This window comes from Microbacterium wangchenii (genome assembly GCF_004564355.1).
In the GTDB taxonomy this organism is placed as follows: domain Bacteria; phylum Actinomycetota; class Actinomycetes; order Actinomycetales; family Microbacteriaceae; genus Microbacterium; species Microbacterium wangchenii.
Genome location: NZ_CP038266.1, coordinates 864,500 through 885,367 on the forward strand (window position 1 = coordinate 864,500; position 20,868 = coordinate 885,367).

Below are 20,868 nucleotides of genomic sequence, written 5' to 3' on the forward strand. Positions count from 1 at the left end.
GAGCAGGAGCAGCAGATGGGGCAATTCTCGGTATCGACACCGGCCCTGGGGTATTCGGCCTCGGCGATGGTCGGAGCCGTCGCCCAGTTCGACGGGCACGTGTCTCAGATCTCCGGCGTGGTGACATCCATCGTGGGTGCATCGTGGAGCGGCGACGCCGCGGAGAAGTTCGCGGAGAGCTGGGCGGAGTGGCAGACCAACGCCGGTCTGGTCCGCGACGCCCTCACCGACATCGCCGCCCGTGTGCAGGGCGCGGAGACGGGCTACACCATGACGGAGATGCAGGTCACCGCCGCATCCCGTTCATCCACCGTCGGCACACGCCGGCAGGGTGGGGGAACCGCGTGAGCCTGCACACCTTCGACCTCGCGCAGCTGCGCGAGCTGGAGACGGCGCTCGACAACCTCATCACCTACTGCACCGACCTCGAGACGCACGCCGCCGGCGCCACCGCCGCAGCCAACGCCCAGTGGGCGGGCGTGGCCAGCGTGGAGTTCCTCGGGCTCGTCGGCACGTGGCAGCTCGGCGCGGCGGCGATCAAGACGCACGCCGAAGACCTGAAGAAGTGGGTCGGTGAGGCCGCATCGGTCTACGAGGCCGCCCAGAACAACAATCGCACGATGTGGGCCAGCGCATGACGACGAGACGAATCGACCCGACCCTGTACGTGCAGGCTGCCGACGCCTTCGACGCGGTGGCCGAGTCCGCCGACACGGTCGGCAGCACCGCCCGCTCCTCCGCGAATGGCTTTGCGAGCATGGCCGGCTCCGACCCCGGCGGCGAGCAGTTCGCGGGCGCCTACGACGATGTCGCGGGCGCCGCGCTGCAGAACATCTTCGACATCGGCGTGCGCGCCAACAGCCTGGACCGCCTCTTCATGGCCAGCGGGGGCAACGCCGCGTCGGCGGAGGCGGTCGCATCCGGGCAGCCCTTCGACGCCGGAAGCTTCACGCTCCGGCCGCCGCGCAGCCCGCAGAGCGTCGCACCGCCCCCCTCCGCCTTCGGCGGCAGCACCAACGAGCCCACGGGCTGGGATCTGGTGATGGACGTCGTCGGGATGATGTGGCCCAATGCCGACACCGACAAGCTCGACGACGCCGCACGGGCGTGGAAGGACATCGCCCGCGACGTCCGCCGCCTGGCGACGGACGTGCGTCAGGGCGACAACCCCGTGGCCTCCCTGGACAGCGTCGAACTCGTCAAGGCCCGCACTGAGGTGAGCGACTTCGCGACCGACATCGGTGACGTGGCCGACCTCATCGAGGACCTCGGGACCCAGTGCAGCGACTACGCCGATGACGTGCGTGAAGCGCACAAGGAAGTCATCGAGATGCTCGTGCAGCTCGCGATCGAGATCGCCGCGACGGTGGCCATCAGCGCCGCGCTGAGTGCGTTCACCTTCGGCGCCAGCGCCGCTGCCGGCGCTGCAGCCATGACCGCGCGCATCGCCGTGATCGGCGGTCGCATCCTCACGATCCTCACCCGCGTGGGGGGTACGGCTGCCCGCGTGGCCGTGCGCATCCGCGCCATCCGAGCCAGCCTCATCCCCTTCGCGCTGCGCCACAAGCGCCAGGTCCAGGCCGCCATCGATCTCGCCGCCGGGACGGCGGCTGCGCTGACCGCGGAGGTGGTCGTCAAGCGCGGCGACGCGAACCTCCTCGCGGTTCTCGGCTCCAGCCTCGTCGGCGGCGCGGTATCGGACGTCATCGCCAGGCCGTTCGGTCGGTACGGCGAGAATGTCGTCGTCAGGGCTCTTGCCGGCGGCGGCGGGGGAGCGGCGGGTGCCGCGACCGACGGTCTCATCAGTGACGGCAGCGTGGACCCCCGCTCTGTCGTGATCGGTGGTCTGGGCGGCGTGGTGACCTCCGGCGGAGGATCGCGCAGCGGCTCCGGCCGCGGCTCGTCGTCGGCTGCCGACCCGGGTCGGGGCAACATCGACGTCAACGAGAACGTGCCGGTCGTCACCGGCGGCAACAACGCCAACAGCGGCGGCCCCGACGGCGGTGGCCGCCCCGGTACGACGGACTATGAGGGTCCGAACGTCTCCGGCGGCAACGAGGTCAGCGGCGGCGGTGGCGACGGCGGTCCCGCCGGCACGACCGACTACGAGGGCCCTAACGTCACGGGCGGCAACGAGGTCAGTGGCGGCGGTGGCGACGGCGGCGGCGGTCCGCGCGTGCCCGAAGGCGAAGCACCCACACCGACCGGCGGCGAGGGTATCCCCTCACCGGGCGGGAACGGTGGGGGCGGCCCGCGTGGCGGCAACGACCCGGTCGATGTCCCGACCCCGCCGGTCAACACCGGCGGTGGCGGCGGGAACGGCCTGCCTCCGGGCTCCGGCTCGGGTAACGGCTCCCAGAACCCGGGCGGGTACGACCCCGAGACGCCGATCTTCCACGACGTCGAGAACGACCTCGGGATGGATGTCGACGGCGACGGATTCCCGGCTTCATCCGGCGGAGCCGGCAACTCTGCTCCGGCCTCGAGCGATCCCGACGCGCCGACTGCCGGCAGCGGACGCCCGGGCGATGGCGACGGCGGGCGCCCTGGTGATGCCGACGGCGGACGCCCTGGTGATGCCGACGGCGGACGCCCCGGTGATGCCGATGGCGGACGCCCCGGTGATGCCGATGGCGGACGCCCGGGTGATGCCGATGGCGGACGCCCGGGTGATGCCGATGGTGGCCGCCCGGGTGATGCCGACGGCGGTGCCGATCCGGCTCCGCACACGCCGGATGCCGATGGCGTGCCCGTGACGGGAGATGCGCCGGACGCGGGCGGCTCCCCGGCCACGCCGGGTGACCCGTCGGGCAACCCGACCGACGCCGGCGATGCGCCGGCAGGAGGCGCAGATCCGGCGGACGCACCGGACTCCGCGCCGCTCACCCCTGAGGAGTTCGCGAAGCTCACGCCGCAGGAGCAGTATGACGCGGCGATGAACGAGATCTCGGGTGGACGGACGTTCGCTGACGATGCTGCGGCAACCCAGTTCGGTCAGGAGCACTGGGCCGGGATCAAGGATGACCTGACGGACACGCAGCGGGATGCGGTGCTGGACTACACCCGTGAGGCGCCCGGTACCAGCGGGGTGACCTATCGGGAGATCAACGGAGCGCTGCGAGCCGGGGATCCCTACCCCGCTCATCTCCAGCCTCACATCCAGAACATCGACGCTGCCATGAACTCCCGGCCGCTTCCCTCTGAAGTAGTCGTCACGCGCGCCATGAACGTGGACCACTGGCCGGTGACGCCCCAAAGCGCGCCAGGGACCAAGTTCGACGAATCGTCCTACCTGTCCACCTCCCTGGGCGGTGTCGCGGACTCGTTCAAGGGCAAGGATGTCGTCCTGCACCTTTCTGTGCCGGAGAAGACCCCGGCGATGTGGGTGGAGTCGGTGTCGGCGTTCGGTGGCTCCGAGCGAGAGTTGCTCTTGGGTAGGGGTCTATCGTGGACCGCGACCCGTTCCGTTCTGATCGACGGACAGTGGCATGTTTTCGGGAGGATCGGATGATCGCCAGCGTGTTCTCGGACGAGGACTTCTCAGGAAAGGTCTCAGGAGACCTGCCTACCTACCATGCCGGGCCGCGTGGACCGATTCGTGCCGTCGCCATCCGTCGGGAGGGGGTCGTCGAGGCATACCTGTTCCACGGCGTGGACGGCGACGAGAAGGATGCAGCCGGTCTGATCTCCCGTCGCGAGGGCGACTTCCAACCACAGGGATCCGGTTATTGGATCGAGGAGCTGCGTCGACGCCACGACGACGGAGTGCCCGCTGCCGAAGCCGTTGCTTCCCTCGCGGGGACCGCCGGCCCTGCATACGCTGGAGCAGCCGACACGTCCTTCGAGAGCTTCGAGAGCAAGGCCTCCGCACGGGAAGCGCTCGAACCGCGCAGGGATGATGCGCCTCGGCGGAACGAACCCGAAGCGAAACGGCCCGAGCGGACCGAGATCGACGCGGCTCTGCGAGCGGGGGGTGCATTGGCGCCCCGCATCGCAGAGAGCGTGCGCGCCCTGGATTCGGCTCTTCAGGTTCGTCCCACACCGGAGCCGGTGGTCGTGACGCTTGTCCGTTCTCGGGACTCGCTGCCCACCGACCTCACGATGGGAACGCGCATCCACGAACCGGCGTATCTCCTTTCGCTGCTCGCCGGCCAAGACGTCCTTCCTCCCGAGGCGGAGGTGGTCGTGAAACTCCACGTACCGGCCGGCGTGCCGGCCCTCTATCAGGATGCGTCGCTCCCGGGAGAGCCGGGTACGCTGCTGCTGGCGCGCGGGTTGGACTGGGAGGTCTTGCGGGTGATCGACATGCCGGGTCAGATCGTCGTGACCGGCCGGGTGTCGCCGCCTCAGTGAGGTAGATTGCCGCCCGGCCAGGCAGTGCAACGGGGAGACACGCAGACATGGCCGAGCACGAAGAGCGTAACGGCCAGACGGCCGATTCATGCGCCCAGCTCGCGCGGTGGTTGACGGACGAAGGTCTCGAACTGCTGCCGTCCAAAGACGCGCATCTCCTCCTGGACGATGGCGAATCGCGTGTGCGCATCGATCGGACAGGCGACGGATGGGTGCTGAGCAGGAGCCTGCGCGACGCGAAGCCGCTCAGGGAGGTGTCTTCACGCCGGTGGCAGGACGTTGAGCGCTACGTGGTGATGCTTTACCTGGGATCCGCGCGCGAATCGCGCGGGCTGAGTCGGCTGGCGCCACTGGTGGAGTTGGACGCAGAGGGCACTGCGGTGGTCAGGGAAGGGTGGAATCTACGGAGCGGCGACGAGGGCGGCGTTCTCCTCACGGGGCCTGACGGCGCACAGATATGGTTCTCCAGCGACATCGCGGCCGCGGCGTTCTCCCGCTATGCGGTGTACTCGGCCGACGAGCTTCGGGCACAGGGCTCCATCGCGGACGCCCCGCTGGCGCGTCGGCGCGAGCTCCGTTCCTCCACGCCTGGTCGTGACGAGGCCGAGGCGACATGATCCCACCGGAGTACTCACCTCTCCGAGTTCGATGCTCTGCGGTGGACGGGGCCGTGGATCGAGAGGAACGCGAGTGGCTGACGACACCCTGAGTGCAGCGGTTCTGACGTATGTCGGATACGACCGGGCCGCCGCGGTCCCTGGACGTTTCCCCTCCCGCATCGACGACCCGAAGCTACGGCAACACGTTCTGGACATCATCGCCGAAGCAGACGCAGACGCCGATCCGCGGACCGCGGAGAAGCTCTCGGCGTGGGGCGACGCGCTGGTGGCGGGTGTCCACGATCGACACCCGGAGTTGTCCGAGGAAGCTCTCGCAGCAGTGAAGGGGCTCCTGACCTTCGAGTACCGCTGAGCCGCGCCCGCGTCGGCTCGACGCGTCCGCGCCCAGGTTCGGGTGCGGTGTGCCGTCCCGGAGCATCGTCGGCTGCCCGAACTCCTCAAAACTCCGCCGAAACAGCCCGGTTCCGGCCGGGAGCGGCCGCCTCCGGCTCATCGTTGAGGAGTTCGGGAAGCGGGAGTAGCCAGCAGCTGAGATGCGCCGTTCGCAGCTCCTATCCCGTCTCCGCACGTCGGGTTGCAGGTCCCTACCCGGGTCCAGGTCCACGCCAGGGTCGAGGCTCGGGGTCAGGGCCTCGCCGGCTGCCCGAACTCCTCAAGACTGCGCTGAAACAGCCCGGTTCCGGCAGGAAGCGGCCGCCTCCGGCTCATCGTTGAGGAGTTCGGGAAGCGGAGGACCCGGGGAGCGGCGGGACCCGGGAAGCGGGGAACCCGGGAAGCGGCAGTGCGGGGGAGCGGCGGTGCAGGAAAGCGGCTCCCATCCTGATGCACGGTCCGCGGCGGGCGGTCAGTGCGACGCGCTGTCGCGGCCGTACGTCTCAAGGAACCGCAGCCACACCTCGCTGACCGTCGGGTACGACGGAACGGCGTGCCATAGCCGGTGCAGCGGGACCTCGCCGACGATCGCGATCGTCGCGGAGTGCAGCAGCTCCGCGACGCTCGGACCCACGAAGGTCACCCCGACGAGAACCCCCCGGTCCTCGTCCACGACGGCGCGGGCCTGGCCACGGTAGTCGTCCGACCACTCGCTCGCGCCCGCGACCCACGACAGGTCGTAGTCGATCACGCGCGTGCGGATGCCGGCCTTCTCGGCCCTCGCCGCGGTCAGACCCACCGAGGCGACCTCGGGATCGGTGAAGGTCACCTGCGGCACGGCCGCATGGTCCGCGGTGGCCACGTGCGCCCCCCACGGCGCATCCTGCACGGGTGCGCCGTTCGCGCGCGCGGCAATGACGTCGCCCGCCGCGCGGGCCTGGTACTTGCCCTGATGCGTCAGGAGCGCGCGGTGGTTCACGTCGCCGGCGGCGTACAGCCAGTCGGTACCGCGGACGAGGAGGGTGTCGTCGACGTCGAGCCACGAGCCCGGCTCCAGGCCCACCGTCTCCAGCCCCAGGTCGCCCGTGCGCGGCACGCGGCCGGTGGCGACGAGCACCTCCTCCACCTCGAGCGTCGTGCCGTCTGACAGCTCCAGCCGTGCGGGGCTCTCGCCGTCGCGCCGTGCCGAGGAGATCGTGACGCCCGTGCGCACGTCCGCGCCGAGATCCCGCAGGGATGCCGCGACCAGCTCACCCGCGAACGGCTCCTCGTTCGTCAGCAGGCCCGATCGCGCGAGCACCGTCACACGCGTGCCGAAGCTCGCGTAGGCCGTCGCCATCTCCGTCGCGACGACGCCGCCGCCGAGGATCGCGAGCGACTCGGGCGCGGTCTGCGCGGCGGTCGCCTCGCGGCTGGTCCAGGGCTGGATGGCGCGGAGCCCGGGGATGTCGGGCAGGAGCGCGGCCGAGCCCGTGCACACTACGACGGCGTGACGGGCCACGAGGTCGGTGACCGCGCCGTCGTCGGCCGTGACGCGCACGCGTTTCTCACCCGCGAGCGCGCCATGGCCGCGCACGAGGTCGATGCCGGCCTTGTCGACCCAGGTCACCTGGGAGTCGTCGTTCCAGTCGTGCACCATGCGGTCGCGCCGGGCGAGCACCGCGGCGACGTCGAGGGTGCCGGTGATGGCCTGCTTCGCTCCATCCACCGCCTGGGCCGCCCGCAGGGCCGCGCCGCTGCGCAGCAGCGCCTTGGAGGGCATGCACGCCCAGTACGAGCATTCGCCGCCGACGAGCTCGGCCTCGACGAGCACGGCCGACAGCCCGCCCTGCACGGCACGGTCGGCGACGTTCTCGCCCACCGGTCCTGCCCCGACCACGATGACGTCGTACTCGCGCGCACTCATGCCCGACACGCTACTCGCGCCACGGCGGCGGGGGTCCCTACCCGTGGAATCCGCGATCCCGGGGTTTGTCAAGGCCTGTCGGCGCGTCTCTGAACCGGTTTAGATCAACTGCGTCGAGGGTCCGTCGCGCGGATCCGGGCCCGGTCACGAAGGAGTGCGGATGGGACACGGCCAGCGAGCCACGATCGCCGACGTCGCCCGGCGGGCGGGCGTGAGCAAAGGCCTGGTGTCCTTCGCGCTGAACAACCGCCCGGGTGTCGCACCCGAAACGCGCACGCGCATCCTCGCCGCCGCCGGCGAACTGGGCTGGTCTCCGAGCGTGCGCGGCCGCTCGCTCAGCGTCGGGCGGGCGTTCGCGTGCGGACTGGTGATCGGCCGCAGCCCCGACGTCATCGCCGCCGACCCCTTCTTCCCTGCCTTCATCGCCGGATTGGAAGACGCCTTCTCCGTCTCCGGTCAGGCGCTCGTCCTGGCCGTCGCCACACCCGGCCGCCACGAGGCCGAGACCTACCGGGGGCTCGCCGCCGATCGGCGCGTGGACGGGGTCATCCTCACCGACCTGCGCGTGGCGGATCCGCGCATCTCCCTAGTCGAGGGGCTCGGCCTGTCGGCCGTGACCCTCGGCCGGCCCGACGGAGCGAGCCCGTTCTCCTCGGTGTGCGTCGACGACGGTGTAGGCATCCGCCTGGCCGTGGAGCACCTCGCCGCGCTCGGCCATCGCGACATCGCGCACGTCGCCGGTCCCGCCGAACTCCTCCATGCCGCCCGGCGGCGCGCAGCCTTCGACGTCGCCGCCACCCGGCTCGGACTGCGTGCCTCCGTCGTGGAGACCGACTTCAGCGCCGCAGACGGCGCCAGGGCGACGGCGCACGTGCTCGACCGCCCGGAGCGACCCACGGCGGTCGTGTACTCCAACGACAGCATGGCCCTCGCCGGCATGGGCGTCGCCCAGCAGCGCGGGCTCTCGGTGCCGCGCGACCTGTCGATCACCGGCTTCGACGACACCGAGATGGGCCGGCACGTCCATCCCTCGCTCACGAGCGTGGCGACGGATGTGCGCGGCTGGGGCGCGATCGTCGCGCGCACGCTGCTCGTGGCGGTCGCCGGCGGCGCGGCCGAGCACCTCACGCTTCCCGACCCGCGCCTGGTCACCCGGGCCTCGACCTGCTCACCCTCGGACACCGCGACCTCGGCCGCACCTTTGGAAGGAGATTGACATGCGACGACGCATCCTGATCACCGCCGCGACGGCAACCGGCATCCTCGCTCTCACCGCCTGCGGCGGGGGCGGCGGTGGCGGGGGCGGCACGGAGGGCCGCGGCGAGATCACCATCTGGTACTCCAACAATGAGTCGGAGATCGCGTGGGGCGAGCAGATGGTGGAGGCCTGGAACAGCGAGAACCCCGACGAGCAGATCCGCGCGCAGGAGATCCCGGCCGGCTCCTCCAGCGAAGAGGTGATCGGCGCGGCGATCACGGCCGGAAACGCGCCGTGCCTGATCTTCAACACCTCGCCCGCCGCCGTGCCCGGCTTCCAGCGTCAGGGGGGCCTGGTGAACCTGTCGGAGTTCGAAGACGGTGACGACTACATCACCGAGCGCAGCGGTGAGGTCGCCGAGCAGTACCGCTCGGAGGACGGCGACTTCTACCAGATGCCGTGGAAATCCAACCCCGTCGTGATCTTCTACAACAAGGCGTTGTTCGAACAGGCGGGCCTCGATCCGGAGAATCCCGCCCTGTCCACCTACGACGAGTTCCTGCAGACGGCGCGCACTCTCAAGGAGTCCGGCGTCGCGGACTTCGCGATCAACCCCGCTCCCACGAGCGAGTTCTTCCAGTCGTGGTTCGACTTCTACCCGCTGTATGCCGCGCAGACCGGCGGCACGCAGCTCGTCGAGGAGGGCGAGGCGACCTTCGACGACGAGAACGGCACCGCCGTCGCGGAGTTCTGGCGCACCCTGTACGCCGAGCAGCTCGCCGGCAACGAGCAGTACCAGGGCGACGCGTTCGCCGACGGGTACGCCGCGATGGCGATCGTCGGGCCGTGGGCGATCAACGTGTACGGGGAGGATGTGGACTGGGGCGCCGTTCCCGTACCCACCCAGGACGGCACCGACCCCGCAGAGACGTGGACCTTCAGCGACGCGAAGAACGTGGGCATGTTCACCGCGTGCGAGAACCAGGCCACGGCGTGGGACGTGCTGAAGTTCGCCACCAGTGAGGAGCAGGACGGCATCTGGCTGGAGGAGACCGGGCAGATGCCGCTGCGCCAGGACCTCAGCGAGACCTACGCCGACTTCTTCGAGGCCAACCCCGCCTACGCGCTGTTCGGCGACCAGGCCGCCCGCACGGTGGAGGTGCCCAACGTGCCCAACTCCGTGGAGATCTGGCAGGCGTTCCGCGACGGGTACTCACGCGCGGTGATCTTCGGCGAGGACGACGTGCAGACCTTCCTCACCGATAGCGCCGAGCAGATCAACGAGCTGGCGGCGGGTAACTGACATGACCGAGGTCGTGCCGGGGCGGCCGGTGGCCCCGGCCGCCGCGGCCCCGGCGGTTCCCGCGGGCGAGGGCCGACAGCGCCGTGGCCGGCGCGGACTGCTGGGGGAGAACCCGCTGGGGATCCTCTTCTCCGCCCCCTACATCGTGTTCGTGGCGGTGGTCTTCGCGTACCCGATCGTCTTCGCGGTGTGGATGTCATTCCAGGACTACTTCTTCGCCGCGCCCGGCGCGGTGGTGGATCGTCCGTTCGTCGGGTTCGCGAACTACGTCACGGCGGTGACCGACCCCGCGGTGTGGCGGTCGTTCCTCAACGTGGGGATCTTCCTTCTCATCAACGTGCCCCTCACGGTGATGCTGTCGCTTCTGCTCGCGACGGCGCTGGACCGCGTGGTCAAGGCGCGCACGTTCTTCCGCGTCAGTTACTACGTGCCGTACGTCAGCGCATCGGTGGCCGTCGTGGCGGTGTGGCTGTTCCTCTTCTCCAACAACGGACTGGTCAACAACGTCCTCGGGCCGCTCGCGCCCGATCCGTCGTGGCTGGTGAACTCCGCCCTGGCGATGCCGACGATCGCACTCTTCGTCACGTGGAAGGGGCTGGGCTTCTACATCCTGCTGTACCTCGCGGCACTGCAGAACGTGTCCAAGGAGCTGTACGAGTCGGTCTCGGTCGACGGCGGCGGCCGCATCCGGCAGTTCTTCTCCGTGACCGTGCCGGGGGTGCGCCCGGCGACGCTGCTGGTGGTGCTGCTGGCCACCATCACGGGCGCCAACCTCTTCACCGAGCCGTATCTGCTCACCGGCGGGGGCGGCCCGAACGGGGCGTCCACCTCGCCCGTCCTGCTGATCTATCAGAAGGGCATCGAGCAGCAGAACCCGGATGTCGCCGCCGCCATCGGCGTGATCCTCATCTTCTTCGTGCTGATCATCGCCGCCGTCCAGCGGCGCTTCGTGGGAGGGGAGGAGCGATGAGACGCGCACTGGGTGGCAAGGTCGCGATGTACGTCGTGCTGTCGCTGGGCGCCGTGGCCTTCCTCTTCCCCTTCTACTACATGGTCATCGGGTCGCTGCAGACGGATGTCGACCCCACGCCCGCCGGGGCCTTCCCCAACCCGGCGAACCTCACGCTGGAGAACTACGTCGCCATCAACGCGCGGATCAACCTGCTTCGTGGTCTGGTGAACTCCGGGATCTTCGCCGGCGGCGTCATCCTCGGCACGGTCGTGTTCGGCGTGCTCGCCGGGTACGCCCTCGCCGTGCTGCAGTGGCGCGGCCGCGGCGCGGTGTTCTCGCTCGCGCTACTGGTGCAGGTGATCCCGTTCCAGCTGCTCATGATCCCGCTGTACGTCATGATCGCGCGCGACTACGGTCTGTCCGACAGCTACCTCGGGATGATCCTGCCGTTCTTCATCAGCTCCACCGCGGTCGTGATCTTCCGGCAGTACTTCATGCAGCTGCCCCGAGAGCTCTTCGACGCGGCGCGCATCGACGGGGCGGGGGAATTCCGGCTGCTGTGGAACGTGGCGCTGCCGCTCGTGCGACCGGCGCTGCTCACGGTCGTGCTGCTGACCTTCATCGGGCCGTGGAACGAGTTCCTGTGGCCGTTCCTCATCACGAAGGAGGCGTCGATGCAGCCGCTGGCGGTGTCGCTGGCGAACTTCATCTCCAACATCGCCGCCTCCACGTCCAATCCGTTCGGCGCGATGATGGCCGGTGCTGTCGTGCTGGCGGCCCCCGCCGTCGCCCTGTTCCTGGTGTTCCAGCGGTACTTCACCTCGAACGACCTCGGATCGGGGGTGAAGGGATGACCCGTGCCGTGCCCTACCGGCTGACGCGCGCCGGGATCGTGATGACCCCCGACCCCGGCGACCCGAACGAGGCGGAGGGCGTGCTCAACCCCGGCTCGGGCCGCGGACCCGACGGGGAGCTGTACCTCCTGCCGCGCCTGGTCGCCGCCGGCAACGTCTCGCGCGTGGGCCTGGCACGCGTCGTGGTCGAGGGCGGCGTGCCGGTCGGGGTGGTCCGCGAGGGCGTCGTGCTGGCGCCGGACCGCGGCTGGGAGCGGGGCGCCGATCACGCCGGGGTGGAGGATCCGCGCATCACGTGGATCGACGTGCTCGGGCTGCACGTCATGACCTACGTCGCGTTCGGCCCCCTCGGGCCGCGCACGGCGCTCGCGGTGTCGGACGACCTGCGCACGTGGCGGCGGCTCGGACCGGCGCTGTTCCGCTACCAGGACGACCTCGACACCGACCTGAACCTGTTCCACAACAAGGACACCGTGTTCTTCCCCGAGCCGGTCCGCGCCCCCGACGGCACGGAGGCGCTCGCCGTCCTGCACCGGCCGATGTGGGATCTGGGCGAGACGCGCCCGGGACAGGGCGTCCGGCTGCCGGCGGGTGTCGAGGACCCCCGCCAGTCCGTCTGGATCAGCTACGTGCCGCTGGCCGCCGTGCTGGCCGATGTCGGCAACCTCACGCTGTGGGAGCATCACCGGTTCGTCGCCGGTCCGCAGTTCGCCTTCGAGGAGCTGAAGATCGGCGGCGGGCCGCCCCCGCTGCGCGTCCCGGAGGGCTGGCTCGTGCTGCACCACGGGGTCACCGGCGTCATCGACGACGCGTTCGCGCAGCAGCAGAACGTCAACTACGCCGCCGGCGCGCTCCTGCTGGATGCGGCCGACCCGGGCCGCGTCCTCGCGCGCACCAGCGAGCCGCTGCTGGCTCCGGAGACGGCCGACGAGCGCAGCGGCATCGTGCCCAACGTCGTCTTCCCCACCGCGATCGAGCAGATCGACGGCCGGCACTTCGTGTTCTACGGCATGGCCGACAGCAAGATCGGCGTCGCGCTGCTGGAACGCTCCGATGCCACCTCATCCCCCTGACCCGGAAGGACACCCCCTCATGCCCGCACGATGGAGTGCGCGCGCGACCGCCGTGATCGGCGCCCTCACGCTCGCCGTTCCGCTGCTCGTCGCAGCCCCCGCCTCGGCCGCCGCCCACACCGCCGCCTCGGTCCCCGCGACCACGGCCGGAGCCTCGGTCCCCGCGGCCACGGCCGGCGCGGCGCCGCTGGCGAACCTCGCCCACCTCGACTTCCTGCTCGATACGGCCGCCCCGCCCGCCGGCGTGGCCGGCCACACGACCTACCGGCTCGCGGAGGAGCCGGAGCTGATCCAGCCGTGGACCTACGCCGACGCGCGTGACGGCGGCACGTTCGAACGCGTCGGCGGCGGACCGCTCGATCCCGCCACCGGCACGTGGGGCCAGGGCGCGTTCAACGCCGACGACACCGCCCGCGCCGCCGTGGTCTACCTGCGCCACTGGCGGCTGACCGGCGCGGATGACAGCCGCCAGACCGCATACGAGCTGCTGCGCTCGCTCACCTACCTGCAGACCGCCGAGGGTCCCAACGCCGGCAACGTGGTGCTGTGGATGCAGCCGGACGGCACCCTGAACCCGTCCGCGGAGCCGGTCGAACTCCCCGACCCCTCCGACAGCGGGCCCAGCTACTGGCTGGCGCGCACGATCTGGGCCCTCGGGGAGGGCTACGCCGCGTTCGCCGACGCCGATCCGGCCTTCGCGGCGTTCCTGGAGGAGCGCCTCGCGCTCTCCCTCACGGCGCTCCAGCGTGATGTGCTGTCGCGCTACGGGCAGTGGTCCACCGCCGACGGCATGCGCGTGCCCACGTGGCTCATCGTCGACGGCGCGGATGCCTCGGCCGAGGCTGTGCTCGGACTGGCCGCGCGCGTCCAGGCCCGACCCGATGACACCGCCGCCGCCACAGCCCTGCGCCAGCTGGCCGAAGGCATCGGCGCGATGGCCTCCGGCACGACGCGCGCGTGGCCGTACCGTGCGATCCTGCCGTGGGCGAAGTCGCCCGCGATCTGGCACGCGTGGGGCTCGCAGATGCCGGCGGCGCTGGCCGCGGCATCCGAGGCCCTCGGCGACCCGGCGCTCGCGGCGCCGGCGATCGCCGACGCCGCCGTGTTCACCCCGACCCTGCTGACCGCCGGCGGTCCCGACAACGGCTGGAACCCCACGCCTACCGACCGCGTGCAGATCGCGTACGGCGCGGACTCGCGCGTGCAGTCCCTGCTGGCCGTGGCGGATGCGACGGGATCGACGGCGTTCACCGAGCTCGCCGGAATCCAGGCGGCATGGTTCTTCGGAGCCAATCATGCCGGCACGCGCATGTACGACCCGGCGACGGGCGTGACGTTCGACGGCCTGCAGCCCAACGGCGACGTCAACCGCAACAGCGGCGCCGAATCCACCATCCACGGGCTGCTCACGGCCCTCGCCCTCGACGCGCGGCCCGACGTGGCGCAACGGGCCACGTCCGTCACCGAGATCACGGCGCGCGACGGACTGGAATTCGTCGAGGCGGAGAGCACGACCGAGACGAACGGGACGCTGAGCACGCCGGAGTCGTGGACGGGGGAGTCCGGCTGGTCGGGCGACGCGCTGACCCTCACGCGCGGTCAGCGCGCGGTGTTCGACATCGGCACCGACGCCACGCGCCGCTGGGTCGAGCCGGTCGTGTGGTCGTCCCCGGGTCAGCGCACCACGTCGCTGTGGCGCGGCGGCGGGCTGCCGAGCGGACTCCTGCGGCTCACCGGCCCGGAGCAGGGCATCTCGCCCACCCCCGGCGCGCTGCTGCCCCAGTCGCTGCAGGCGCCGGTGCTGGGCGACCGATCCCGCCTGCGTGTCGACGTGCTGTCGGGGGACGTGGTGCTGGACGGGATGATCGTGCGCCCGGTCGTGTCGCGACTCGTGGTGGAGGGGGCCGGTGGCCGCACGGAGCTCGTGCACTCGAGCGCCGCTCTGCCGCAGCCGGCGACCGTGGACGGGGGCGGGATCGTGCGCGTCTACGACGACGACGGCGCCCTCCTGCGCACGCACCCCTACGAGGGCCGGACGACGATCGTCCTCCCGCCTGGGGGACTCGCCATCGCGACGCGCTGACCCGCGGAGCCGCCGCGCCGCCATGTCCGAATTCCGCCAGCCGGTGGGGGCGGGGAGTGGCAGGATGGAGGCATGGGCACCGGAATGACCTTCGACGAGCGGTATCGCGTCATCCAGTCGCGCGACCGCCGCTTCGACGGTCAGTTCGTCACCGCCGTCCGCACGACCGGCATCTACTGCCGGCCGAGCTGCCCGGCGCGCACCCCGAAGCCCGCGCATGTCACGTTCTTCGCGACGTCGGCCGCCGCGCACGAGGCCGGGTTCCGCGCCTGCCGGCGCTGCCTGCCGGAGGCGGCGCCGGGTTCGCCGGAGTGGAACGTGCGCGGCGACGTCACCGCTCGTGCGATGCGTCTCATCGCCGAGGGGGTCGTCGACCGCGAAGGCGTGCCGGGCCTCGCTCGGCGTCTCGGATACTCCTCGCGGCACCTCACGCGGCTGCTCACGGCGGAGCTCGGCGCAGGCCCGCTCGCCCTCAGTCGCGCGCACCGCGCGCACACCGCGCGCATGCTGCTGGTGGGCACCGATCTGCCCGCCGCCGACGTCGCGTTCTCTGCGGGGTTCTCCAGCGTCCGCCAGTTCAACGAGACCGTCGGGGAGGTGTTCGGCATGCCGCCGCTGCAGCTGCGCGCCCGCCGCCGGTCGACCGACTCTGTGGGCGGGGCGATCGATCTCGTCCTCCCGCACCGCGGTCCGCTGGATGCCGACGGGCTGTTCGCGTGGATGGCGGCGCGCGCCCTGCCCGGCGTCGAGACGGCGGATGCTGCGCACTTCGCCCGCGCGCTGCGCCTTCCCGGCGGCCCGGGCTGGTTCGCGCTGCGGGTGGACGAGGTCGGACGTGTGCGGCTGCGCGCACGCCTGGCCCGCCTGTCCGACCTCTCGACGCTGGTGACCCGGGCCCGTCGGCTGTTCGATCTCGACGCCGACCCGGTCGCGATCGATGACGCGCTCGCGCAGCATCCCGAGCTCGCCCCGCTCGTAGCGAAGACCCCCGGCATCCGGGTTCCGGGAGCGGCCGATCCGCACGAGATGCTCATCCGCGCCATGGTCGGGCAGCAGATCACCGTGGCTGCCGCCCGTACAGCGCTGAGCGCGCTCGCCGACGCCCTGGGTGAGCGGGTCGCCGATGTGGAGGGCACCTCGGTGCTGTTCCCGACGATGGCGGCGATCGCCGAACACGGCTCCGAGGTGCTGCGCGGACCCGCGGCCCGCATCCGCGCGATCACCGGCGCGGCCGCCGCGCTCGCCTCAGGGGATCTCGTCCTCACCAGCGGCGACGACCGTGCCGGGCAGCGCGCGGCGCTGCTCGCGATGCCCGGCATCGGCCCCTGGACGGCGGACTACGTGCGCATGCGCGTGCTGGCAGACCCCGACGTGCTGCTGCCCGGCGACGTCGCCGCCCGCGCGGGCGCCGCCGCCGCGGGGCTCCCCGCCGATCCGGCCGGACTCACGGCGTGGTCGGCGCGGGTCGCACCGTGGCGCACGTACCTCACCGCCCACCTGTGGCGCGCGGCGCCGGTCCGCCCGACTCGTGCGCAGAACTCAGGAAGAACCGCCGTCCGGCGGCTCCGGGAGGCGCCGGAGGTGCCGGATCTCCTGAATTCCGAACAACCGTCCCGGCTGCCCACGTCCGCCGGAGCCGATACCGAGGAGGTCCTCGCATGACCACGACCGCCATCATCCAGACCCTCCAGACCCCCGACGGGGCCTTCACGCTGCTCGCCGACGAGTCCGGTCACGTGCTCGCCTCGGGCTGGACGCCTGACGCCGACGCCGTCGTCGCCCGGCTGCCCGGACTCCGTCGCCCCGCCCGTGTGGTCGAGGGCACGACGGATGCGGCCACCGCCGTCCGCGCCTACTACGACGGGGACGTCGCGGCGATCGACGACGTGCCGGTCCGTCAGTTCGGCACCGTCCTGCAGAACGCCGGCTGGGCGGCCCTCCGCCGCATCCGGCCGGGGGACCCGCTGACCTACACCGGGTTCGCCGCCGCGCTGGGGCAGCCCGCCGCGGTGCGGGCGGCGGCATCCATCTGCGCGCGCAACGCCCCCGCGCTGTTCGTGCCGTGCCACCGGGTCCTGCGCACCGACGGCTCGCTGGGCGGGTTCGCGTGGGGTCTCCCGGTCAAGCGGAGCCTGCTCGCGCGCGAAGCGATCACATGAGCGGAACGGTTGTGCCCAGCAGATTCTCAGGTTAAGCTGGGCGGCTGTCGCGCCGGAGGTGCGGCACGATCTCGCCCCGCCTGAGGAGGTTGCCATGGACACGACCGTTTCCGCTGCACAGCCGGTCGCCCTGCGCATCCGCTTCCGCGGGCGCATGGAGCTGACCGCCGGATGGGCATTCCCCGCAGCATCCGCGGCATAACGCCGCCCGCCTTTCCGTTCCATCCTGTATGCGGCTGACGGCCGCCTCTCGTCGAGCACGCTCGGCCCCCTTTCGACGCCCGGTCCGGCGTCCGGCTCCCACCCTTCGAGGATCATGACCCGCTCTTCCACCCCCGCCCCCTCCACGATCCGCTCTCTCGCGCGGCTCCTGCCCTTCGCCACGCCGGTTCTCGGGCGCCTGTCGCTGGGCGCGGTCAGCGCGCTCCTGGCGAGCCTCCTGGCACTGGGCATCCCGCTCGTGCTCGAGGTCATCGTCGGCGAGAGCGGGCCGATCACCTCCGGTGACCCCGCCCTCATCGCCGTGGGCGCCGGCGCGATCCTCCTGCTCGGACTGCTCGAGGCGCTCCTGGTGTGGGCGCGCCGCTGGTTCGTGCTCGGACCGGCCACGCAGGTCGAGTACGAGCTGCGCACCGAGTTCTACTCACGTCTGCAGCGCCTCCCGGTCTCCTTCCACGATCGCTGGCAGTCGGGGCAGCTGCTCAGCCGCATGATGCAGGACATCTCCGTCATCCGCCGCTGGTTGGCCTTCGGCCTCATCCTGCTGATCGTGAACCTCCTCACGATCCTCGCCGGCTCGGCCATCCTGTTCACGTGGCACTGGGTGCTCGGCGCCATCTTCGTCGTGTGCGCGCTGCCGCTGTGGATCGCCGGCTACCTCTTCGAGAAGCGCTACGGGATGCTGTCGCGCCAGAGCCAGGACCAGGCCGGTGACCTCGCGACCTCCGTCGAGGAGAGCGTCCACGGCATCCGCGTCCTGAAGGCGTTCGGCCGCGGCCGGCATGCCCTGCACAAGTTCGCCCGCCAGGCCGAGACCCTCCGTGAGACCGAGCTGGCCAAGGCCCGCGCCGTCGGCTGGATCTGGTTCTGGCTCGTACTCCTGCCCGACATTGCCTTCGCGGTGTGCCTGGGCGCGGGCATCGTGCTCGTCCAGCTCGGCCAGCTCGAAGTGGCCCAGCTCATCGCGTTCTTCGCGATGGCGACGATCCTGCGGTGGCCGGTGGAGTCCATCGGGTTCCTGTTCTCGTTCCTCGTCGATGCGCGCACCGCCACCGACCGTATCTTCGAGGTGTTCGACGAGCGCAACACCATCACCGATCCGGCGGAGCCCCGCACGATCGCCGAGGTCCGAGGCGAGCTCGCGTTCGAGGACGCGCACTTCCGGTACCAGGATGCGCCGGCCGCCAGTCGCGACCTCCTCGACGGCATCGACCTCGTGCTGCGGCCGGGGGAGACCATGGCGCTCGTGGGCCTCACCGGCTCGGGCAAGACCACCCTCACGACCCTTCCTGGGCGGCTCTACGACGTCACCGGCGGGCGCGTGACCCTCGACGGCGTGGACGTGCGCGACCTGGAGCTGCGGGAGCTGCGGCGGCACGTGGGCATGGCGTTCGAAGACGCCACGCTCTTCTCCGCCTCCGTGCGCGACAACGTGCTCCTCGGGCGCGAGGAGCTCGTACCCGGCTCTCCCGAGGCCGAGGCGGTGCTGCGCGAGGCGCTCGAGGTCGCTCAGGCCGGCTTCGTCCACGATCTGCCGGAGGGCCTGGACACCGTCATCGGCGAGGAGGGGCTGAGCCTGTCCGGCGGGCAGCGTCAGCGGCTGGCGCTGGCCCGTGCCGTCGCCGCGCGGCCCGCCGTGCTCGTGCTGGACGATCCGCTGTCGGCGCTGGATGTGGACACCGAGGCCCTCGTCGAGGAGGCGCTGCGGCGCGTGCTGGCCGACACCACGGCGCTCATCGTGGCGCACCGTCCCTCGACCGTCATGCTCGCCGACCGCGTCGCGCTGCTCCAGGGCGGCCGCATCACCGCGGTCGGCACGCACTCGGACCTGCTGCGCGAGAGCGAGCACTACCGCCACGTCATCTCGAGCCTCGAGGTGGAGGCCCTCCGCAAGGCCGAGACCGGACGCATCCAGACCCAGGAGGAGGTGGCCCGATGAGCGCGACGACCGTCACCGGCACGAGCGGCGAAGACCGCTCCGACTACACGCGCGAGGAGAGCCGCGCCATCCGCCGCCGCTCGCTGCGGCTGCTCGGCTCCCTGGTGTCGCCGCTGAAGTGGCAGCTCGTGCTCGCCGGCGTCGTGCTGATCGTCTCCACCGCGCTGCGCGTGGCGGGGCCCGCCCTCGTCGGCTACGGCATCACCACGGCTCTGCCCGCCGTGGTGGACCGCATGGACTGGATGCCGGCGATCCTCGTCGTCGCCGTCTACCTGGTCACCGGCATCGCGGGGGCGGCGCTCATCGGCTGGTACGCCGTCGTGGCCGCGCGCCTCACGCAGGCGATCATGTTCGACCTGCGCAAGCGCATCTTCCTGCACACGCAGCGGCTGAGCCTGGAGTTCCACGAGTCGTACACGTCGGGGCGCATCATCTCGCGTCAGACCAGCGACCTCGACACGATCCGCGAACTGCTCGACGGTGGGCTGAACGAGCTGGTCTCCGGGCTGCTGTACGGCGGGTTCACCCTCATCGCGCTGCTGCTGCTGGACTGGCAGTCCGGCGTCATCCTCCTGGTCATGGGCGTACCGCTGTTCCTGCTCATGCGGTGGTTCTACCTGCGCTCGCAGGTGGTCTACCGCGAGTCGCGCGTGATCAGCGCGAAGGTGATCGTGAAGTTCGTCGAGACGATGACCGGCATCCGCGCCGTCAAGGCGTTCCGCAAGGAACCGCGCAACGACGAGGAGTTCGGTGCGCTCGCGAGCGACTACCGCGACATCAACATGCGCTCGATCCGCCTGTTCGGCACGTTCGAGCCCGGCCTGATGGCCGTCGCATCGGTGACCCTCGGCGTCGTCGTGCTGTGGGGCGGGCTGCGTGTGCTCGACGGCGCGCTGGCGCTCGGATTCCTGCTGTCGGCCGTGCTGTACGTGCGCAACTTCTTCGCGCCCATGCAGGAGGTGGCGTTCTTCCTGAACTCCTACCAGTCGGCCACCGCGGCGCTGGAGAAGGTCTCCGGCGTGCTCGAGGAGCAGCCGACCGTGCCCGACCCGACGTCGCCGATCGACCTGTGGAAGGCGCGCGGACACGTCCGGTTCGAAGACGTCGTGTTCGGTTACTCCGGCGACCGCGTCATCCTGCCCGACTTCTCCCTCGACATCCCGGCCGGGCAGACGATCGCGCTCGTCGGCACGACGGGCGCGGGCAAGTCGACGCTCGCCAAGCTCGTCGCGCGCTTCTACGACCCCACGTCGGGACGCGTGACGCTGGATGGCGTGGACCTGCGGGCGCTGCATCCGAAGGACCTGCGCCGCGCGATCGTGATGGTCACCCAGGAGGCGTACCTGTTCAGCGGCACGGTCGCCGACAACATCGCCCTCGGCAAGCCCGACGCGACGCTGGAGGAGATCAAGGCCGCGGCCCGCGCAGTCGGCGCGCACGAGTTCATCGAGGCGCTGCCCGACGGGTACGGCACCGACGTCAACAAGCGCGGTGGGCGCGTGTCGGCGGGGCAGCGGCAGCTGATCTCGTTCGCGCGGGCGTTCCTCGCCGACCCGGCCGTGCTGATCCTCGACGAGGCGACTGCGTCGCTGGACATCCCGAGCGAGCGCCTCATCCAGGACGCCCTGCAGACGCTGCTGTCCGACCGCACCGCGATCATCATCGCCCACCGTCTGTCGACGGTCGCGATCGCCGACCGCGTGCTCGTGATGGAGCACGGTCGCATCATCGAGGACGACGAGCCCGACACGCTCATCGCGGGCACCGGTCGCTTCGCGCAGCTGCACGCCGCGTGGCGCGAGTCTCTCGTCTGACCCACGCCCCCGCGTCACGTGCG

At 71.2% G+C, this 20,868-nt stretch carries 17 protein-coding genes; 16 read left to right on the top strand and 1 reads right to left on the bottom strand.

Annotated features, from left to right (window positions below; translation table 11 throughout):
- Positions 1-15: 15 nt before the first annotated feature.
- The 6 genes from E4K62_RS04080 (at position 16) to E4K62_RS04105 (ending at position 5,325) form a co-directional block, all read left to right on the top strand.
- Positions 16-348, top strand: a complete 333-nt coding sequence (locus E4K62_RS04080; RefSeq protein WP_135063856.1) for a WXG100 family type VII secretion target — start codon at positions 16-18, stop codon at positions 346-348.
- Entirely contained in the window at positions 345-638 is a 294-nt protein-coding gene (locus tag E4K62_RS04085) for a hypothetical protein (RefSeq protein ID WP_135063859.1), read from the top strand. The genes E4K62_RS04080 and E4K62_RS04085 overlap by 4 nt, the downstream gene beginning before the upstream one ends.
- Positions 635-3,511 (top strand): ADP-ribosyltransferase, encoded by a 2,877-nt coding sequence (locus tag E4K62_RS04090; protein ID WP_135063862.1) that lies wholly within the window; start codon positions 635-637, stop codon positions 3,509-3,511. Before E4K62_RS04085 ends, E4K62_RS04090 begins: the two co-directional genes overlap by 4 nt.
- On the top strand, positions 3,508-4,353 hold the full coding sequence (locus E4K62_RS04095; RefSeq protein ID WP_135063865.1) for an ADP-ribosyltransferase family protein: 846 nt from the start codon (positions 3,508-3,510) through the stop codon (positions 4,351-4,353). The genes E4K62_RS04090 and E4K62_RS04095 overlap by 4 nt, the downstream gene beginning before the upstream one ends.
- A 47-nt stretch (positions 4,354-4,400) precedes the next feature.
- Positions 4,401-4,970, top strand: coding sequence for a hypothetical protein (locus tag E4K62_RS04100; protein ID WP_135063868.1), 570 nt, complete (start codon positions 4,401-4,403; stop codon positions 4,968-4,970).
- Between the two features lie 73 nt (positions 4,971-5,043).
- Positions 5,044-5,325, top strand: coding sequence for a hypothetical protein (locus tag E4K62_RS04105; protein WP_135063870.1), 282 nt, complete (start codon positions 5,044-5,046; stop codon positions 5,323-5,325).
- A 492-nt stretch (positions 5,326-5,817) separates the two neighbouring features.
- Here the strand turns inward: E4K62_RS04105 and E4K62_RS04110 are convergent, their stop codons facing one another.
- A complete protein-coding gene (locus E4K62_RS04110) occupies positions 5,818-7,251 on the bottom strand; it encodes a dihydrolipoyl dehydrogenase family protein (protein ID WP_135063873.1) in 1,434 nt (477 codons plus the stop codon).
- Between the two features lie 160 nt (positions 7,252-7,411).
- Here E4K62_RS04110 and E4K62_RS04115 point away from each other — a divergent pair, with 160 nt between their 5' ends.
- From E4K62_RS04115 to E4K62_RS04160, 10 genes are all read left to right on the top strand, one after another.
- Entirely contained in the window at positions 7,412-8,467 is a 1,056-nt protein-coding gene (locus tag E4K62_RS04115; protein ID WP_135063876.1) for a LacI family DNA-binding transcriptional regulator, read from the top strand.
- A gap of 1 nt (position 8,468) precedes the next feature.
- A complete protein-coding gene (locus E4K62_RS04120) occupies positions 8,469-9,752 on the top strand; it encodes an extracellular solute-binding protein (RefSeq protein ID WP_135063879.1) in 1,284 nt (427 codons plus the stop codon).
- A 1-nt stretch (position 9,753) separates the two neighbouring features.
- A complete protein-coding gene (locus E4K62_RS04125) occupies positions 9,754-10,722 on the top strand; it encodes a carbohydrate ABC transporter permease (protein WP_135063882.1) in 969 nt (322 codons plus the stop codon).
- On the top strand, positions 10,719-11,558 hold the full coding sequence (locus E4K62_RS04130) for a carbohydrate ABC transporter permease (protein ID WP_135063885.1): 840 nt from the start codon (positions 10,719-10,721) through the stop codon (positions 11,556-11,558). Before E4K62_RS04125 ends, E4K62_RS04130 begins: the two co-directional genes overlap by 4 nt.
- A complete protein-coding gene (locus E4K62_RS04135; RefSeq protein ID WP_135063888.1) occupies positions 11,555-12,631 on the top strand; it encodes a glycoside hydrolase family 130 protein in 1,077 nt (358 codons plus the stop codon). Before E4K62_RS04130 ends, E4K62_RS04135 begins: the two co-directional genes overlap by 4 nt.
- A 19-nt stretch (positions 12,632-12,650) precedes the next feature.
- Complete coding sequence (locus E4K62_RS04140) at positions 12,651-14,714, top strand: hypothetical protein (protein WP_135063891.1); 2,064 nt, start codon at positions 12,651-12,653, stop codon at positions 14,712-14,714.
- Between the two features lie 72 nt (positions 14,715-14,786).
- Entirely contained in the window at positions 14,787-16,376 is a 1,590-nt protein-coding gene (locus E4K62_RS04145) for a DNA-3-methyladenine glycosylase 2 family protein (RefSeq protein WP_135063894.1), read from the top strand.
- A complete protein-coding gene (locus tag E4K62_RS04150) occupies positions 16,373-16,873 on the top strand; it encodes a methylated-DNA--[protein]-cysteine S-methyltransferase (RefSeq protein ID WP_135063897.1) in 501 nt (166 codons plus the stop codon). Before E4K62_RS04145 ends, E4K62_RS04150 begins: the two co-directional genes overlap by 4 nt.
- Before the next feature lie 316 nt (positions 16,874-17,189).
- Positions 17,190-19,031, top strand: a complete 1,842-nt coding sequence (locus E4K62_RS04155; RefSeq protein ID WP_135063900.1) for an ABC transporter ATP-binding protein — start codon at positions 17,190-17,192, stop codon at positions 19,029-19,031.
- A complete protein-coding gene (locus tag E4K62_RS04160; RefSeq protein WP_135063903.1) occupies positions 19,028-20,845 on the top strand; it encodes an ABC transporter ATP-binding protein in 1,818 nt (605 codons plus the stop codon). Before E4K62_RS04155 ends, E4K62_RS04160 begins: the two co-directional genes overlap by 4 nt.
- Positions 20,846-20,868: the final 23 nt, after the last annotated feature.

Excerpts from the sequence above, each read along its gene's own strand:
- E4K62_RS04080 (WP_135063856.1), top strand. The coding sequence starts at position 16 with ATGGGGCAATTCTCGGTATCGACACCGGCCCTGGGGTATTCGGCCTCG.
- E4K62_RS04090 (WP_135063862.1), top strand. The coding sequence starts at position 635 with ATGACGACGAGACGAATCGACCCGACCCTGTACGTGCAGGCTGCCGAC.
- E4K62_RS04095 (WP_135063865.1), top strand. The coding sequence starts at position 3,508 with ATGATCGCCAGCGTGTTCTCGGACGAGGACTTCTCAGGAAAGGTCTCA.
- E4K62_RS04100 (WP_135063868.1), top strand. The coding sequence starts at position 4,401 with ATGGCCGAGCACGAAGAGCGTAACGGCCAGACGGCCGATTCATGCGCC.
- E4K62_RS04110 (WP_135063873.1), bottom strand. The coding sequence starts at position 7,251 with ATGAGTGCGCGCGAGTACGACGTCATCGTGGTCGGGGCAGGACCGGTG.
- E4K62_RS04115 (WP_135063876.1), top strand. The coding sequence starts at position 7,412 with ATGGGACACGGCCAGCGAGCCACGATCGCCGACGTCGCCCGGCGGGCG.
- E4K62_RS04120 (WP_135063879.1), top strand. The coding sequence starts at position 8,469 with ATGCGACGACGCATCCTGATCACCGCCGCGACGGCAACCGGCATCCTC.
- E4K62_RS04125 (WP_135063882.1), top strand. The coding sequence starts at position 9,754 with ATGACCGAGGTCGTGCCGGGGCGGCCGGTGGCCCCGGCCGCCGCGGCC.
- E4K62_RS04130 (WP_135063885.1), top strand. The coding sequence starts at position 10,719 with ATGAGACGCGCACTGGGTGGCAAGGTCGCGATGTACGTCGTGCTGTCG.
- E4K62_RS04135 (WP_135063888.1), top strand. The coding sequence starts at position 11,555 with ATGACCCGTGCCGTGCCCTACCGGCTGACGCGCGCCGGGATCGTGATG.
- E4K62_RS04140 (WP_135063891.1), top strand. The coding sequence starts at position 12,651 with ATGCCCGCACGATGGAGTGCGCGCGCGACCGCCGTGATCGGCGCCCTC.
- E4K62_RS04145 (WP_135063894.1), top strand. The coding sequence starts at position 14,787 with ATGGGCACCGGAATGACCTTCGACGAGCGGTATCGCGTCATCCAGTCG.
- E4K62_RS04150 (WP_135063897.1), top strand. The coding sequence starts at position 16,373 with ATGACCACGACCGCCATCATCCAGACCCTCCAGACCCCCGACGGGGCC.
- E4K62_RS04155 (WP_135063900.1), top strand. The coding sequence starts at position 17,190 with ATGACCCGCTCTTCCACCCCCGCCCCCTCCACGATCCGCTCTCTCGCG.
- E4K62_RS04160 (WP_135063903.1), top strand. The coding sequence starts at position 19,028 with ATGAGCGCGACGACCGTCACCGGCACGAGCGGCGAAGACCGCTCCGAC.